The organism is Spirillospora sp. NPDC052269, assembly GCF_040679435.1.
Taxonomy (GTDB): domain Bacteria; phylum Actinomycetota; class Actinomycetes; order Streptosporangiales; family Streptosporangiaceae; genus Spirillospora.
Map to the genome: position 1 here is coordinate 282,384 of NZ_JBFAUU010000009.1, position 14,652 is coordinate 297,035.

14 protein-coding genes are annotated in these 14,652 nt (G+C 72.8%); 6 read left to right on the forward strand and 8 right to left on the reverse strand.

The window, feature by feature from the left end; all coding sequences use genetic code 11:
- Positions 1 to 37: 37 nt before the first annotated feature.
- Together AB0L06_RS21490 and clpS are read right to left on the reverse strand one after the other, a co-directional pair.
- Entirely contained in the window at positions 38 to 625 is a 588-nt protein-coding gene (locus AB0L06_RS21490; protein WP_500232819.1) for a DUF2017 domain-containing protein, read from the reverse strand.
- Positions 625 to 921: an ATP-dependent Clp protease adapter ClpS gene (gene clpS / locus AB0L06_RS21495; protein ID WP_500232820.1), complete on the reverse strand. Its 297-nt coding sequence runs from the start codon at positions 919 to 921 to the stop codon at positions 625 to 627. The genes AB0L06_RS21490 and clpS overlap by 1 nt, the downstream gene beginning before the upstream one ends.
- A gap of 321 nt (positions 922 to 1,242) precedes the next feature.
- On the opposite strand from clpS, the gene AB0L06_RS21500 reads away from it, so the two are divergent.
- The 3 genes from AB0L06_RS21500 to AB0L06_RS21510 are packed head-to-tail and all read left to right on the forward strand — an operon-like array spanning position 1,243 to position 3,683.
- Entirely contained in the window at positions 1,243 to 2,520 is a 1,278-nt protein-coding gene (locus tag AB0L06_RS21500) for a nicotinate phosphoribosyltransferase (protein ID WP_500232902.1), read from the forward strand.
- A 36-nt stretch (positions 2,521 to 2,556) separates the two neighbouring features.
- Complete coding sequence (locus AB0L06_RS21505; protein ID WP_500232821.1) at positions 2,557 to 3,141, forward strand: isochorismatase family protein; 585 nt, start codon at positions 2,557 to 2,559, stop codon at positions 3,139 to 3,141.
- Positions 3,138 to 3,683: a gluconokinase gene (locus tag AB0L06_RS21510; protein ID WP_500232822.1), complete on the forward strand. Its 546-nt coding sequence runs from the start codon at positions 3,138 to 3,140 to the stop codon at positions 3,681 to 3,683. The genes AB0L06_RS21505 and AB0L06_RS21510 overlap by 4 nt, the downstream gene beginning before the upstream one ends.
- Before the next feature lie 24 nt (positions 3,684 to 3,707).
- Here AB0L06_RS21510 and AB0L06_RS21515 read toward each other — a convergent pair whose 3' ends face one another.
- From AB0L06_RS21515 to AB0L06_RS21530, 4 genes are all read right to left on the reverse strand, one after another.
- Positions 3,708 to 5,453 (reverse strand): DEAD/DEAH box helicase, encoded by a 1,746-nt coding sequence (locus tag AB0L06_RS21515; protein ID WP_500232903.1) that lies wholly within the window; start codon positions 5,451 to 5,453, stop codon positions 3,708 to 3,710.
- Positions 5,454 to 5,489: 36 nt separating this feature from the next.
- Positions 5,490 to 6,551, reverse strand: a complete 1,062-nt coding sequence (locus AB0L06_RS21520; RefSeq protein ID WP_500232823.1) for a zinc metalloprotease — start codon at positions 6,549 to 6,551, stop codon at positions 5,490 to 5,492.
- A gap of 105 nt (positions 6,552 to 6,656) precedes the next feature.
- Positions 6,657 to 6,914 carry a DUF3039 domain-containing protein gene (locus AB0L06_RS21525; protein WP_500232824.1) on the reverse strand — a complete coding sequence of 86 codons (258 nt, stop codon included), beginning with the start codon at positions 6,912 to 6,914 and terminating at the stop codon, positions 6,657 to 6,659.
- Positions 6,915 to 6,931: 17 nt separating this feature from the next.
- Positions 6,932 to 7,507, reverse strand: coding sequence for a YqgE/AlgH family protein (locus tag AB0L06_RS21530; RefSeq protein WP_500232825.1), 576 nt, complete (start codon positions 7,505 to 7,507; stop codon positions 6,932 to 6,934).
- 173 nt (positions 7,508 to 7,680) lie between these two features.
- Between AB0L06_RS21530 and AB0L06_RS21535 the strand changes: the two genes are divergently transcribed.
- On the forward strand, positions 7,681 to 8,361 hold the full coding sequence (locus AB0L06_RS21535; protein ID WP_500232826.1) for a hypothetical protein: 681 nt from the start codon (positions 7,681 to 7,683) through the stop codon (positions 8,359 to 8,361).
- 82 nt (positions 8,362 to 8,443) lie between these two features.
- Here the strand turns inward: AB0L06_RS21535 and AB0L06_RS21540 are convergent, their stop codons facing one another.
- Positions 8,444 to 9,847, reverse strand: a complete 1,404-nt coding sequence (locus tag AB0L06_RS21540) for an NAD-dependent malic enzyme (RefSeq protein ID WP_500232827.1) — start codon at positions 9,845 to 9,847, stop codon at positions 8,444 to 8,446.
- 376 nt (positions 9,848 to 10,223) lie between these two features.
- Positions 10,224 to 11,171 carry a tetratricopeptide repeat protein gene (locus AB0L06_RS21545; RefSeq protein WP_500232828.1) on the reverse strand — a complete coding sequence of 316 codons (948 nt, stop codon included), beginning with the start codon at positions 11,169 to 11,171 and terminating at the stop codon, positions 10,224 to 10,226.
- Positions 11,172 to 11,740: 569 nt separating this feature from the next.
- Between AB0L06_RS21545 and AB0L06_RS21550 the strand changes: the two genes are divergently transcribed.
- Together AB0L06_RS21550 and AB0L06_RS21555 are read left to right on the forward strand one after the other, a co-directional pair.
- Positions 11,741 to 12,760, forward strand: a complete 1,020-nt coding sequence (locus AB0L06_RS21550) for an ATP-binding cassette domain-containing protein (RefSeq protein ID WP_500232904.1) — start codon at positions 11,741 to 11,743, stop codon at positions 12,758 to 12,760.
- Positions 12,753 to 14,648, forward strand: coding sequence for a hypothetical protein (locus AB0L06_RS21555; RefSeq protein ID WP_500232829.1), 1,896 nt, complete (start codon positions 12,753 to 12,755; stop codon positions 14,646 to 14,648). Before AB0L06_RS21550 ends, AB0L06_RS21555 begins: the two co-directional genes overlap by 8 nt.
- The last annotated feature ends 4 nt before the right edge of the window (positions 14,649 to 14,652 follow it).

The following is a 14,652-nucleotide window of genomic DNA, read 5'->3' on the forward strand; positions in this document are numbered from 1 at the left end:
TCCGCCGTCGAGCTCGCCCTACCTCGCCAAAATAGCCCTACATGACGGCCTGGACGAGGCTTTCCTGAAGCATCGTGAGCCAGTCGTAGGCGGCGTACATCGCCATCCGCGGATCGGACGGGTCGAGGCGTTCGGCCTCCTCGTACCACTCCTCGGAGATGTCGAGCCGCGTGCCGAGCGCCAGCCGGACGTCGTTCAGCGCCCGCAGCCACGCCTGCGCGTGCTCGGCGGTCAGCTCAACGTCCGCCGGGGACCCGCCCTCGATCCCCGTGAGCGGCCCGGACCCGCGGCCCGCCCCGGACGTGCCGAAGGCGTCCGCGAGGGTGGCCAGGACGATCCCGGCGGCCTCGCGCTTGCCGTCCCGCAGGCCCATCTCGGTGTAGCGGCGGAACTCCCCGGCGGCCTCGCCGTCGTCGCGGTAGGCGTCCGGGAACAGCCTGGCCAGGACCGGGTCCTCGGGCGTGGTGGCCCGGTCGGTGATCCCGACGGCGGCCAGCTCGTCGTCCGCGCCGGGCGGATCGCCCAGCAGGTCGAGCATCTGCTCCATCAGCGTCCGGACGAGCGCGGCCTCCTCCGGCTCGAACCGGATCCGGACGGCGCCGCCCCGTCCCTTGCGTACCTTCATCAGTCGTCCCGTCTCACGGTCGCCCACAGGCCGTAGGAGTGCAGGATCTCCACGTCCCGCTCCATCTCCTCACGGGTGCCGCTCGCGACCACCGCGCGGCCCTTGTGGTGGACGTCCATCATCAGTTTCTCGGCCTTGACCTTCGGATAACCGAAGACGGCCTGGAACACGTACGTCACGTAGGACATGAGGTTGATCGGGTCGTTCCACACGATCGCCAGCCAGGGCCGGTCCGAGGCCACTTCCTCGGCGATGTCCGGCCGGTCGAGTTCGACCGGTGCGGGTGCACTGCTCATGGCTCGCCGTCTTCCTCTCCCCCGGTCCAGATGGCCGCCCCTCTCCACGAATGCTAGTTCGTGTGACCTCCGTACGGGGAACACGCCCCCGTGTCACCTCCACTCCCTCTGGACCACTCGAACCACATTCGTCCCATGTGTCCCATTGGTTCTCCCCCGTTTCGGTCATCCGTCGGGCATCCGGGCATTACCCGTCGGACGCCTCCGGCCGTCAGGCCGTTCACGCCGCTCAGTAGGGTTTGCGCTGTGGACCAAGGAAGTTTCGGCACGACCGGTACGTCCGGCACGACCGCGTTGCTCACCGACCAGTACGAGCTGACCATGCTCACGGCCGCGCTGCGGTCGGGCACGGCGGAGCGCCGGGCGGTGTTCGAGGTGTTCGCCCGCAGCCTGCCCGCCGGACGCCGCTACGGCGTCGTCGCGGGCACCGGGCGGCTCCTGGACGCGGTGGAGGCGTTCCGGTTCGACGCCGACGCGCTCGCGTTCCTCCGGGAGCGGGACGTGGTGGACGAGCCGACCGCCGAGTGGCTCGCCGGCTTCCACTTCACCGGCGACATCCGGGGCTACGCCGAGGGCGACTGCTACTTCCCGAACTCCCCGATCCTGACCGTGGAGGGGACGTTCGCGGAGGCGGTGCTGCTGGAGACCCTGATCCTGTCGATCCTCAACCACGACTGCGCGATCGCGTCCGCGGCGTCCCGGATGGCGACCGCCGCCGGGGGCCGTCCGATGATCGAGATGGGCTCGCGGCGGACGCACGAGATGGCCGCCGTCGCCGCCGCGCGCGCCGCGTACATCTGCGGCTTCACGACCACGTCCAACCTGGAGGCGGGCCGCCGCTACGGGGTGCCGACCGCCGGGACCGCCGCGCACGCCTTCACGCTGCTGCACGACAGCGAGCGGCACGCGTTCCGCGCCCAGCTCGACTCGCTCGGCGACGGCACGACCCTGCTCGTGGACACCTACGACGTCGAGCGGGCCGTCCGGACGGCCGTGGAGCTGGCCGGGCCGTCCCTCGGCGCGGTCCGGATCGACAGCGGCGACCTCGGCGTGATGGCCCGGCGCGTCCGGGCGCAGCTGGACGACCTGGGCGCGAAGAGTACCCGGATCATGGTCACCGGCGACCTGGACGAGTACGGCATCGCCGCCCTCGCCGCCGCCCCCGTGGACGGCTACGGCGTCGGGACGTCCCTGGTCACCGGGTCCGGCGCGCCGACCGCGTCGCTGGTCTACAAGCTGGTCGCGCGGGCCGACGCGCCCGGCGCGGACGCCCCGATGCGCCCGGTCTCCAAGCGCTCCACGGGCAAGCCGAGCCGCGGCGGCCGCAAGTCCGCGGTGCGCCGCCTGGACGGCCACGGCATCGCCTGCCGCGAGGTCGTCACGACCGGCGAGCCGCAGCCCGGCGGCCGTGACCGGCTGCTCCAGATCCCCCTGGTCGCCAAGGGCGAGGTCGTCGGCCGCGAGCCGCTGTCCGCCGCCCGCGACCGCCACGCCGCGGCCGTCGCCGAGCTCCCCCCGACCGCCCTCCAGCTCTCCCGCGGCGAGCCCGCCCTCCCGACCGAGTTCGTCGACGGCGGTCCGCGCCGGGTGACTGGGTAGCTACACCCCGAAAGGGACGGACAGCGAGGAGCGATCATGACCAAGGCACTGCTCATCATCGACGTGCAGAACGACTTCTGCGAGGGCGGCTCCGTGCCCGTCAGCGGCGGAGCGGACGTCGCGGCGGCGATCTCCAGGCACGTGGCGAAGAAGGGGAAGGAGGGCGAGTACGCGCACGTCGTCGCGACGCGCGACTTCCACATGGACCCGGGGGCGCACTTCTCCGACGCACCCGACTTCGTGAACACCTGGCCGCCGCACGGCGTGATCGGCACGGCCGGCGCCGACTTCCACGAGGCGCTCGACCTCGCGCCGATCGAGACGGTGTTCAGCAAGGGCCGCGAGGCCGCCGCCTACAGCGGCTTCGAGGGCCTCAACGACGACTCCGAGCTGCTCGGCGCCTGGCTGCGCGAGCGCGGCGTGGACGAGGTGGACGTGGTGGGCATCGCGACCGACCACTGCGTCCGGGCGACCGCGCTGGACGCCGTCCGGGAGGGGCTGCGCACCCGCGTCCTGCTCGACCTCACCGCCGCCGTCGCCAAGGACACCACCGACCGCGCGCTGGCCGAGCTGCGCTCGGCGGGCGTCGCCCTGAGCGGGGATCCCGTGCTGCGCCGGTGAGCCCGGACGAAGCGCGCGCCGCCTGGGGACGTCCCCTGCCCGCCACCCCGATCGTGCTGGTCATGGGTGTGGCGGGCAGCGGCAAGACGACGGTCGGGCGGCTGCTCGGCGAGCGGCTCGGCTGGGACTTCGCCGACGCCGACCAGTTCCACCCGGCGGCCAACGTCGCCAAGATGAGCGCCGGGATCCCCCTCACCGACGACGACCGGGCCCCCTGGCTGAGCACGATCGCCGCCTGGATCGACGACCACCGCGCGGAGGGCCGTCCGGCCGTGGTGACCTGCTCGGCCCTGAAACGCTCCTACCGGACGCTGCTGACCGAGGCCCGCCCCGAGGTGCTCCCGGTCTTCCTGGACGGCGACAGCGTCCTCATCGCCCGCCGGATGGCCCAGCGGGGCGACCACTTCTTCCGGCCGGGCATGCTCGACGGCCAGTTCCGGGTGCTCGAGCGCCCGGCCCCGGACGAGCACGTCCTCGTCCTGCCGGTCGTCGCCCCCGCCGCCGACCTCGTCGCCCTCGTCACCGCCGCCGTCCGCCCCTGAACGGGCTCGGCCGGCGGGGCACGGTCAGCTGCGGCGGCGGGCGGCCCAGTCGCGGATCTTGTCGATGCGCTTGCGGATGTCGTCGCCGCTCGCCTGGGCGAGCACCGGGCCGCCGCAGGTGCGGCGCAGCTCGGAGTGGATCACGCCGTGCGGCTGGCCGGTGCGGTGGCTCCAGGCGCCGACCAGGCCGTTCAGCTCCTTGCGGAGGGCGTGCAGGTCCTCGGCGGCGGTGCGGTCGGCGCGCGGGTCGCCGGTCTTGCGGCTCCGCTCGTTCTTGATCTGGTCGGCCTGCCGCTTGCGCAGCAGCTGGGTGACCTGCTCGGGCTCGAGCAGGCCGGGGATGCCGAGGAACTCCTCCTCCTCGGCGGAGCCGGGCAGCGCCTGCATGCCGAACTCGCCGCCGTCGTACAGGACGCGGTCGAACGTCGCGGACGCCTCGACCGTCTCGAACGGCAGCTCGTCGCCGACGGCGTCCGGGGTGTTGCGCTCGCGGTTGGCCTCGGCGAGCAGGTCGTCGTCCAGGCCGTCCTCGCGGACGGGACGGTCGAGGACGTGGTCGCGCTCGGTCTCCATCTCGGCCGCGTGCCCCATCAGCGTCGGCACCGACGGCAGGAACACCGACGCCGTCTCGCCGCGCTTGCGGGCGCGGACGAAGCGTCCGATGGCCTGGGCGAAGAACAGCGGCGTGCTGGTCGAGGTCGCGTACACGCCGACGGCCAGGCGCGGGATGTCGACGCCCTCGGACACCATGCGGACCGCGACCATCCAGCGGTCCTCGGTGTCGGCGAACGCCTTGATCTTCTTGGACGCGGTCGGGTCGTCCGACAGGACGATCGTCGCGCCCTGCCCGGACACCTCGCGCAGCGTCCTGGCGTACGCGCGGGCCGCCTCGTGGTCGGTCGCGATGACCAGGCCGCCCGCGTCCGGGATGGCGCGGCGCAGCTCGGTCAGCCGCTTGTCGGCGGACGCCAGGACGTGCTTCATCCAGTCGCCCTTGGGGTCGAGCGCCGCGCGCCACGCCTGGGACATCTGGTCCTGCGTGAGGGGCTCGCCGAGTTTGGCGGCGAGCTCGTCGCCGGCCCGGGTGCGCCAGCGCATCTCGCCCGAGTACGCCAGGAAGATCACCGGCCGGACGACGCCGTCGGCGAGCGCCGGGCCGTAGCCGTAGGTGTAGTCGGCGCGGCTGCGGCGGATGCCGTCCGGGCCCTCCTCGTACTGGACGAACGGGATCGGGTTGATGTCGGTGCGGAACGGCGTGCCGGACAGGGACAGCCGCCGCGTCGCGGGCTCGAACGCCTCGCGCGCCGCGTCGCCCCAGGACAGGCCGTCGCCCGCGTGGTGCACCTCGTCGAAGATGATCAGGGTCTTCTTCATCTCGGTGCGGTTGCGGTGCAGCGCCGGGCGCGCCGCGACGGTCGCGTAGGTCACGGCGATGCCGTGGAACTCGCGGCCGACCGCGCCCTGCCCGTTCTGGAACTCGGGATCGATCTTGATGCCGACCCGGGCGGCGGACTCGGCCCACTGCCGCTTCAGGTGCTCGGTCGGGCAGATGATCGTGATGGCCTGGATCTGGCGCCGGTCCAGCAGCTCGCGGGCCAGGCGGAGGGCGAAGGTCGTCTTGCCCGCGCCCGGGGTCGCGACGGTCAGGAAGTCTCGCGGACCGGGCTGCGTTCCGTCCGGGCCGAAGTAGACCTCGAGGGCCTGCTGCTGCCAGGCGCGAAGGGACGACGCGGTCCCCCACGCGGCCCGTTCGGGGAACGCTGGGGGCATGCTCGATGCGGCGAAGGTGCTCACGGTCATCGAAGGCTACCGATCCCTACCGACAGATCGCGCCGCATGTCCCCGACCGGCCCCCGTCCGGCCCGCCCGGTAGACCGCCCACACGACCCGCACACGACGCCCCTGACCTGCGGTGAACTCCCGCATGCAGTCGTCCCAGGCGTAGTCCATGAAGTTGTGGATCGGATCGTCCCCGGGCTGGGGACAGGTGTCCTTCCTCACGGGGCACGCCTCGGCGGCGGCGGCCTCGTACGGGGTGTCGTCGACGGCGTCGCCGGGCGGCCGGCAGCCGTTCTCGAACGTGTGGTAGAGCCCCAGCCAGTGCCCGATCTCGTGGACGGCCGTGAACCCCCGGTCGTAGTGCTGGAACGCGCCGCCCGGGATGGCCCGGTAGTCGATCACCACGCCGTCGATCACCGGCTTCTTCCGGTACGCCTGCGGGAACGTGGAGAACCCGAGGACGTCCGAGCCGACGGCGGCCGTGTACAGGTTCAGCGTGCCGGGCCCGCCGCGGCGCAGGGCGCGCTTGAACGGCACCTCGAACTGCTGCGGGGCGTTGAACCAGTCCGGTTCGCTCGTCCGGTCGATTCCGGCCAGCCGGAACACGATCGCCGTGTCGGCGCCGCCGAAGCGTCCGCCGTAGGCGTTGTTGAGCGCGTCCACCTGCCCCTGGACCTCCGCGTTCGTCAGAGCGCCCTCAGAGCCGTTCGTGAGCACGTGGACCCGCACGGGCACGCGCAGCGGCCCCGCGCGCCGCGCCGACCGGTCGATGGCCGCGACGTCGGACGTCCCGAACCGCGCGATCAGCCTGCGCCGCAGGTCGCCCTCCATCGCGTCGAAGCGCCTGCGTCCCAGCGTCTGCCCGTCCGAGCCCCGAGCCCCCCGGGTCGTCCGCGCGGCCCCGCCCGGGGCCCCTGCGCGCCGCTGGCGGGCGCAGGCGGGATGGGCGGCGGAGACCGTCCGCGCCTCTCCGCGCGTCCCCGTCCGCGACCTGGCGATCAACAGTGGACGGACGTCACCATCCGCACTCGCGACCGCACCGACCGTGACCGACAGTGCGCACAACGACAGCGCGAAGCCCCGCCTCATGAGTCATTCCCCCGAACAGACCCGTACCGGAAACGTCGTGATCCTCAGACCGATCGTCGCACGACCGGCCTGAGGATCACGGTGAAGAACGCGCGCGGCCCGCGGCTACTTGTCGCCGTCCTTGCCGCCGCCGCCCGGCTTCATCCCCTCGTAGATCTCCTTGCACTCGGGGCAGACCGGGTACTTCTTGGGGTCGCGGTTCGGCACCCAGACCTTGCCGCACAGCGCGATCACGGGCGTGCCGGTGACGGCGCTCTCGGTGATCTTGGCCTTCTTGACGTAGTGCGAGAACCGCTCATGGTCGCCGTCGCCGGTCGACAGGTCCGGCCGTACGTCGCTCTCGGGAAGGATCTTCGTGCTCACGTCACTCACCTTAGCCGTCAGTTCAGGGTGGGGTCGTCGGGGAAGGTCGACACGAACGCCAGGTCTCCGGCCTGGCGGCGCAGGACCTGCTGCCAGAGGTGTTCGGGCTCACCGGCGAACACGTCGCCGGCCTCGGCCGAGACCAGGTACCAGGCGCCGTCCTCGATCTCGCCGAGCAGCTGGCCCGCGCCCCACCCCGCGTACCCCGCGAAGACACGGAGCTGGAGCAGTTCGGGCGCGAGCAGCGCGGGCGGGGCGTCGAGGTCGACGAGGCCGACTCTGGCCACCGACGGGTCGCCGTCGAGCGCCCGCCAGCCGAGCGGCTCGTCCTCGCCCGGCAGCCGGGCGAGGGCCAGCGCGTTGTCCAGCGCGACCGGGCCGCCCTGGAAGACCACCGAGGGGCCGGTCACCAGCTCGGCCCACGGCGGCAGCACCCGGTCGACCGGCACCTCGGTCGGCCTGTTGAGGACGACGCCGAGGGTGCCGCCGTCGCCGTCGTGCTCGACGACCAGCACGACGGTGCGGCGGAAGTTGGGGTCGTCGAGCTGAGGGGTCGCCACCAGCAGGGTCCCGACCGTGATGCCGTCTTCCATTGCACCATCATGCGTCGCCATGGGCCCCGGCGGCACATCCCCCCACCGGTTGCCCTGTTACACGGGCCCGACCGAGGGGATATGAAGAAAAATGGGTCAGGGTTTATGCATGCTCTAGATTACGGCCGTGCGCGGGGCGCGGTCCCGTCGGGTCGCTGGGCCGGAGGTCACCGATGCAGTTGCCGAGGGTCGTCATAGCCGCCGTCTTCTTCGTCATCGGGGCGCTGATCGCCGTGCCGGCGCTGATGAAGTGGAGCTCGGGCGGGGCGAACGCCGCGAACGAGCCCGTCTCCAACTCCAGCTCGGTGCCGACCGCGTCGCCGTCCGGGAGCGGGACGGGCACGCCCACCAAGAAGGGGAAGACGTCGCCCACGCACGGGACGACACCGTCGTCCACCCCGACCTCGAAGGGCACGCAGCCGCTTGTGGTCACCTTCGGCTCGGTGGACTGCCCCGGCCGGACGGTCGACGTGACCGTCCGCAACGAGAGCACCCAGGAGCAGGGCTACTCGGTCGAGCGGGACGACAACTCCACCCCCGTGACGGCCAAGATCGCCGCGGGCGCCACCCGGACCACCACGATCCGCATGCAGCAGGGACGCCGGACGCTCGTCGTGGTGAACGACTCCGCGCACCGCCTCGTCAAGGAGAAGACGATCAAGGCGAACTGCGCGGCGGCAGCGCCCGGCAAGAAGCCGAACAAGCTGCCGCACACCGGCGCGGACTCGGCCATGATCTGGGCGCGGGTCGCGACCGGCGCGGGCGCCCTGGTGACCGGCGCGATCATCCTCTGGTACGGCGGCATCTGGCCGCGCCGCCGCGACCCCATGTTCGGCGGCAAGACCGCCAAGTAGGACGGTCGGCGAAAAAACTGAACGGCCCGGGGCGGCGATCGCCCCGGGCCGTTTCGATCAGCTGTGCGCTATTGCCGGAAGGTCAGGCTTCCGTGCGGGGACGGCCGCCGGCGGCCTCACGGACGGCGCCCGCGACCCGGCCCGCGACCTCCGGGTGGAACACGCTCGGGACGATGTAGTTCGGCCCCAGCTCGCCCGGCGTGACGACCTCGGCGAGGGCCTGGGCGGCGGCGAGCAGCATGCCCTGGGTGACGCCGTCGGCCTGCGCGTCCAGCAGGCCGCGGAACACGCCGGGGAAGGCCAGCACGTTGTTGATCTGGTTCGGGTAGTCGCTGCGGCCGGTGGCCACGACGGCGGCGTGCTCGCGCGCCTCGTCCGGGGACACCTCGGGCTCGGGGTTGGCCAGCGCGAACACGATCGCGTCGTCGTTCATCTTGGCGATGTCGTCCCCGGTCAGGATGCCCGGCGCGGACACCCCGACGAACACGTCCGCGCCCGCGACCGCGCCCTTCAGGTCGCCGCTGTAGCCCTCGGCGTTGGTGTGCTCGGCGATCCAGCGGAGCGAGTCGTCCAGGTCGGCGCGGTCCGGGTGGACGGCGCCGTGGTAGTCGCAGACGACGACGTTCTTGGCCCCGGCGTGCAGCAGCAGCTTCAGGATCGCGGTGCCCGCCGCGCCGGCGCCCGACATCGTGATGCGGACGGACCCGATGTCCTTGCCGACCACGCGCAGCGCGTTGGTGAGCGCGGCGAGCACGCAGATCGCGGTGCCGTGCTGGTCGTCGTGGAAGACCGGGATGTCCAGCAGCTCGCGCAGCCGGGCCTCGACCTCGAAGCAGCGCGGCGCGGAGATGTCCTCCAGGTTGATGCCGCCGAACGCCGGCGCCAGGATCTGGACGGTCCGGACGATCTCGTCGGTGTCCTGGGTGTCCAGGCAGATCGGCCAGGCGTCGATCCCGGCGAACCGCTTGAACAGCGCCGCCTTGCCCTCCATCACCGGCAGCGCGGCCTCCGGGCCGATGTTGCCGAGACCGAGCACCGCCGAGCCGTCGGTGACGACCGCGACGCTGTTGCGCTTGATCGTCAGCCGCCGGACGTCCTCGGGGTTGCGGGCGATCGCCAGCGAGACCCGCGCGACGCCCGGCGTGTACGCCATGGACAGCTCGTCGCGGTTGCGCAGCGGCACCTTCGACTGCATCTCGATCTTGCCGCCGAGGTGCATCAGGAAGGTCCGGTCCGAGACCTTGTGGATCTTGATGTCGTCGATCGTCTCCAGCGCGGCGGAGATCGCCTCGGCGTGCTCGGTGTCGCGGGTGGCGATGGTGACGTCGATGCGCAGCGTCTCGTGCCCGGCGGTGTTCACGTCGAGGGCGGTCACGATGCCCCCGGCGTTCTCCACGACGTGGGTGATCTGGCTGACGGCCTTGCCGCCGGCGGGAACCTCCAGCCGGACGGTGATGGAGTACGAAACGCTGGGCACGCTGGCCAAGACACTGCTCCCTGTCTACCGGCTTGGTCTCGCCGGCTGTGTTCGTCGACCCGTCCGGAGCCCGCTGACCGGGTCCGGGACGGCGTGAGCGCGCTACTCCGAGAGCGTCCCTGAGGAGGGCGCCGCATGGGGCGGGGGGCGCGGTCACCGTCAATGAGGATACGCGCTCGCCGCGCTCTCCCCGATCAGAAGGACACTTTGTGCGTGCGGCGTTAAAAAAGCGCGTTCTGCAACAAGTCGCACTGGTGCGTTCTGCCACGACTCGCGCTAGAGGGCCCTGCGGGGCCGGGCCGGGGGCGGAGACGGCGCAGGGCGCGTCCCCCGTGCTGGAGGAGCGCGCCCTGCGACTCGGCGTCGTCGGATCCGGCCGCCGGATCTAGAAGAGGGCGCTCTGCAGCGAGCGGCGGCCCTTGGCTACTCGCGGGTCGTCCGGCGGGAGGACCTCGAACAGCGACAGCAGGTGCTTGCGGACGACGTCACGGTCGTCGCCGGCGGTGCGGCGGACGGCCGAGACGAGGCGACCGAACGCGGCCTCGACCTGGCCGGAGACCATCTCGACGTCGGCGGCGTCGCTCTGCGCCTTGGCGTCGCCGGGCTTGGCCTCGGCGCCCTCCAGCGCCTTGCGGGCGTCCAGCGCCTGGACGCGTCGGCTCAGGTCGACCAGGGCCACGCCGCGCTTGGCCTCGCCGTCCCCGGGGTCGCGGGCGAGGATGTCCTCGAACGCGGCGCGCGCGTCGTCGAGGTTCCCGGCGCGCAGCGCGTCCTCGGCGGCGTCGTAGATCGAGCCGGCCGGCGGCTCGGCGGACGCGGGGGCCTCACCGGCCGGGACGTCCGAGATCAGGCCCTCCTTGACCAGCGCCTCGAAGAGCTGGTCGATGGCCTGGCGCACCTGGGCCTCGGGGGCCGCGCCGTTCAGGAACGGCAGCAGCTGCCCCTGGACGACGGCCGCGACGAACGGGATGCCCCGCACGCCCATCTGCTGCATGTAGGCGCCGAGCTGCGGGTTCGCGTCGATGTCGACCTTGGCGAGGACCCAGCGGCCCGCGGCCTCCTCGGCCAGCTTCTCCAGGATCGGCCCGAGCTGCTTGCAGGGCCCGCACCACTCCGCCCAGAAGTCCACGAGCACCGGGACGGCCTGCGACCGCTCCACGACCTCGGCGTTGAAGGTCTCGTCGGTGACGTCCACGACGTAGGGGCCGCCCGCGGGGGCGGGGGCCCCGGTGGTCCCGGCAGCGGCGTCCCCGGCCTGGGCCGTGCGCGCCTGGCGTTCCTGGCGCTGCTTCGAAGCCGCCTGGACGGCCCCCAAGTCGACGGCCCCGTACATCGAAAAGTCCCGAGAAGGCATATGTACATCCTGCCGCATGAGAGCGCGTGTCGCATGAGCAGCCGCAGGTGTCCTCTGGAGGCGAACTCGAGCGGGCTCGCGGAGCCGGCTGACCCATCCCGTCCACACGCGTCATCCGAGCCGCGGGTGGCGCGCGATCTGTAGCGCACGTCACACCGCGCCGCGCATCCCGCCGCGCCTCGCGCGCCGTTCGGCGGCCGGTCGCGGACGCGCACGATGGGATCGCGATGGGATGTGGCCGACAAAGACGACCGGTCCGGAATTCGGGCGACACGGATCCGACAACGTCGCGAAAGGTAAAGAATCAGATCGCCGCAGCTCAATAGCAAAAGCGAGCTGACGCCGATCACCAAGACTGGTTATAGTCGCCTGGTCGTGCACGGTTCGACGTCCACGGGAGTTTCATCAGCCGGCCTGCTCGGCCGGGTGAAACTCTCCGCCGGGCGACGGGGGTCGCGGGCGGACCGGGGCGTCGCGAACCGAGCTCGTGAAGCAACGGGGGGAAAACTGAAATGGTCGCGGACGCTTCCGCGATCGTGGCCCATGAGATGGGGGTCCGCCGCGGGGGGCGGTGGCTCCTCCGTCCGACGGCCCTCGGTATCACTGAGGGCCTGATCGGTGTTGCCGGTCCGCCGGGCGCGGGCAAATCAACGCTGCTGGCCACGTTCGCGACGCTTCGCCGACCCAGTGTCGGCGAAATCGAAATCCTCGGTCACCGTACCGGGAAAACCTCAGATCTGCGCGCCGTGCGCGCGAGGATCGGCTATCTTCCGTCGGACTTCTGGCGCGAGCCGCATATCACCGCCGCGGAATTCGTGGGTTACGCGGCCTACTACCGGCGAGCGCGGGAATCGGACGCGCGCGGCATTCTGCGGCGCATGGAACTGGCGGACGTGTCGGACACGGAACTGGCCCTGCTGCCGCCGGACGTCCGGCTCCGGGTGGGCCTCGCCGCCACGTGCGTCCACGAGCCCGACATCGTCCTGCTGGACGACCCGCTGAACGAGCTCGCCGAGCGGACCGTCCCGGAGGGTGAGCGCGGCGAGTTCACGGCGTCCCTGCCGCGCCTGCTCGGCCGGCTGGGCCCGTTCACCCAGAGCGAGGACGACGGGGCGTCCTGCTCGGACCACCGGGACACCTCCTCGCATGCGCAGGACCCGGAGTCGCTGAGCGGGACGGCTCATGCGCGCGCGTTGTCCGAACTGGTACCCGTCCTCCGTTCGCTGGCGCCGACCGTGCTCGTCACGGGGTCCTCGGCCAAGGCCCTCGCGGGCGTCTGCGATCAGGTGCTCTCGCTCGCGCGCGGACGCCTCACCGTCGTCTCCGAGCTGAGCGCCGCGTCCCCGCCTCTCGCGTACGCACGAGCCGCCGCGCCCGCGCCCGCGCGGACCGGCACGAGCATGCGCAGCGCGTTCGTCCACAAGCGGCGTACGCACGAGGCCCGGATCCCTCAGGAACACGAGACCCGGATCCCTCAGGACGCGGACGCGCACCGCCGGAAGGACAAGACGGCGGGCATAGCGGCGTGGAGGAGGCTGGTGCTGTTGGGAAGCGCGGCCGGTGGTTGATCTCAGCCGCGTGCTCCGGGCGGACGCGCGGCGGGCGAGGCCCCTGGCCGGGGCCGCGGTGCTGGCGGCGTCGGGCATCGCCGCGGCCTGGCCGTCCCTGGTTCCCGGCGTCGCCTACTGGGACAACTCCATCGTCGCCCTGGTGAACGCCGTGCGCGTGATGGGCCCGGTCGCCGCGGGGTTCGCCGCCCTCGCGGGCGCGCGGGAGCGGCGCCTCGACTACCTGCGGGTCGTCACGTCCCGGTCGCCGATCACCGGCGTGCTCCTCGACCTGGCGCTGCTGATCATGGTGGCGCTGGCGTCCTACGCGGTCGTGGTCGGGGTGATCGTCGTCCGGACCCTGATGCGCGACGAGGCCGGGGACCCGGACCTGCTCGGCCTGACGGCGGCGTCCGCCGCGCTGAGCCTGCACGTCACGGCGGGCTACCTGGCCGGACGGCTCGTCCCGCGGCCCACGACGGCGCTGCTCGTCCCGGCGGCGGCGGCCCTGTGGGCGGCGGCGCGGCTGCCCGGGACGTCCTGGTGGAGCCTGCTCCCCCCCGCCGCGCTCCACCGGGTCGAGCTGTTCACCTGCCTGAACCCTGTCGTCCTGGCGGACCAGACGGTGTGGGCGGCGGGCCTCACCGGGGCCCTCGCGCTCGCGTACTGCTGGTGGGTCACGCGCCGGTCCGCACTGCTGCTGGGGGTCGCGTCGGCGCTCGTCCTCACCGGGGCCGTCACGGTGCGGCTGCACGGCACGCACGGGACGGCCGTCGAGGCGTCACCGGCCGCGGACGTGTGCCGCGAATGGCCGCTGCGGGTGTGCGTGCATCCGGCGCTCGCGCCCGCGCTGCCCGTGCTGGAAGAGACGCTGACGCCGCTCGCGGCGCGCCTGGCGGACACCTACTCCGCCTTCACACGCGTCGAGCAGCGACCTGGGCCGGGACCGGGGCCCGCGCTGGTCCGGGGCGGGCTGGTCCGGCTGTACCTGCCTGGCGAGCTGGGCCCGGGCTTCACCGACCGGGTGCTCCGGGACATCCGGGACGGCCTGCTCCGGCCCGACGCGTGCACCGGACGGGCCCGTCCGCCCCGGGAGTACGAGGCGCTCGTGGACGCGTGGCTGCTCGGCGGCGGCGCCCCGGCGCTCTCCGACCGCAGGGCGGCCCGCCACTTCGGCCTCTGGGACGAGGAGGACCGCCGCGCCTGGCTGCGCGACCACTTCACCGCCTACCGGAGGTGCTCGCTCGACTCTTCCGACTTCTCGATGCACATGCTCGCGAAGGTGAAGCCGCGTCCCGGCTCGACAGCGGGTGGGGCGTCCACGGGGAAGGCGTCGTCCGGCAGGGGGCTCTTGAGCACGCGCTCGCCGGGCAGCGCCTCATCAGCGGGCACCGCGTCGGCGTCGGGCGGTGCGCCGGCGGCGGGCAGCACGTCGTCGGGGCGCGCGTCGTCGGGGCGCACGTCGCCGGGCAGCGCGTCGTCGGGACGGGCACTGTCGGGCAACGCGTCGTCGGGGCGCGCGTTGTCGGGCAGCGCGTCGTCGGGGCGGGCATTGTCGGGACGCGCTTTGTCGGGGCGCGCGTCGTCGTTCGGCAGGAAGTCGGTGCCCCGCAGGAGGCCCTCCGCCGGATGGACGCCCTTGGGCAGGCCGTCGTCGGGCGGAACGTTCCCGGGGCTCTCGCCGTCCCGCAGGCCGGTTCCCGAGACGAGGACGTCCGGGCGGACGGCGCCGGAGCGGGGCTCGGCGCACGGCGGCGAGGGACCGTCACCGTCAGGGACGGGTGGCGGAAAAGGAATGCGCCCCGCGCCGGACGATCCTTTCCAGGACGCCCGGCGGGGGCGCGAAGACCCTCTGCGCGGCCACGGCAGGACCCCCCAGACCCGCCGCGGCCACGCAGAAGCTTTTTAGTGCG

Bases quoted from the DNA above. Each gene is read 5' to 3' on its own strand.
- AB0L06_RS21490 (WP_500232819.1), bottom strand. From the start codon at position 625: ATGAAGGTACGCAAGGGACGGGGCGGCGCCGTCCGGATCCGGTTCGAG.
- clpS (WP_500232820.1), bottom strand. From the start codon at position 921: ATGAGCAGTGCACCCGCACCGGTCGAACTCGACCGGCCGGACATCGCC.
- AB0L06_RS21500 (WP_500232902.1), top strand. From the start codon at position 1,243: ATGCTCACGGCCGCGCTGCGGTCGGGCACGGCGGAGCGCCGGGCGGTG.
- AB0L06_RS21505 (WP_500232821.1), top strand. From the start codon at position 2,557: ATGACCAAGGCACTGCTCATCATCGACGTGCAGAACGACTTCTGCGAG.
- AB0L06_RS21515 (WP_500232903.1), bottom strand. From the start codon at position 5,453: ATGCCCCCAGCGTTCCCCGAACGGGCCGCGTGGGGGACCGCGTCGTCC.
- AB0L06_RS21520 (WP_500232823.1), bottom strand. From the start codon at position 6,551: ATGAGGCGGGGCTTCGCGCTGTCGTTGTGCGCACTGTCGGTCACGGTC.
- AB0L06_RS21530 (WP_500232825.1), bottom strand. From the start codon at position 7,507: ATGGAAGACGGCATCACGGTCGGGACCCTGCTGGTGGCGACCCCTCAG.
- AB0L06_RS21535 (WP_500232826.1), top strand. From the start codon at position 7,681: ATGCAGTTGCCGAGGGTCGTCATAGCCGCCGTCTTCTTCGTCATCGGG.
- AB0L06_RS21545 (WP_500232828.1), bottom strand. From the start codon at position 11,171: ATGTACGGGGCCGTCGACTTGGGGGCCGTCCAGGCGGCTTCGAAGCAG.
- AB0L06_RS21550 (WP_500232904.1), top strand. From the start codon at position 11,741: ATGGGGGTCCGCCGCGGGGGGCGGTGGCTCCTCCGTCCGACGGCCCTC.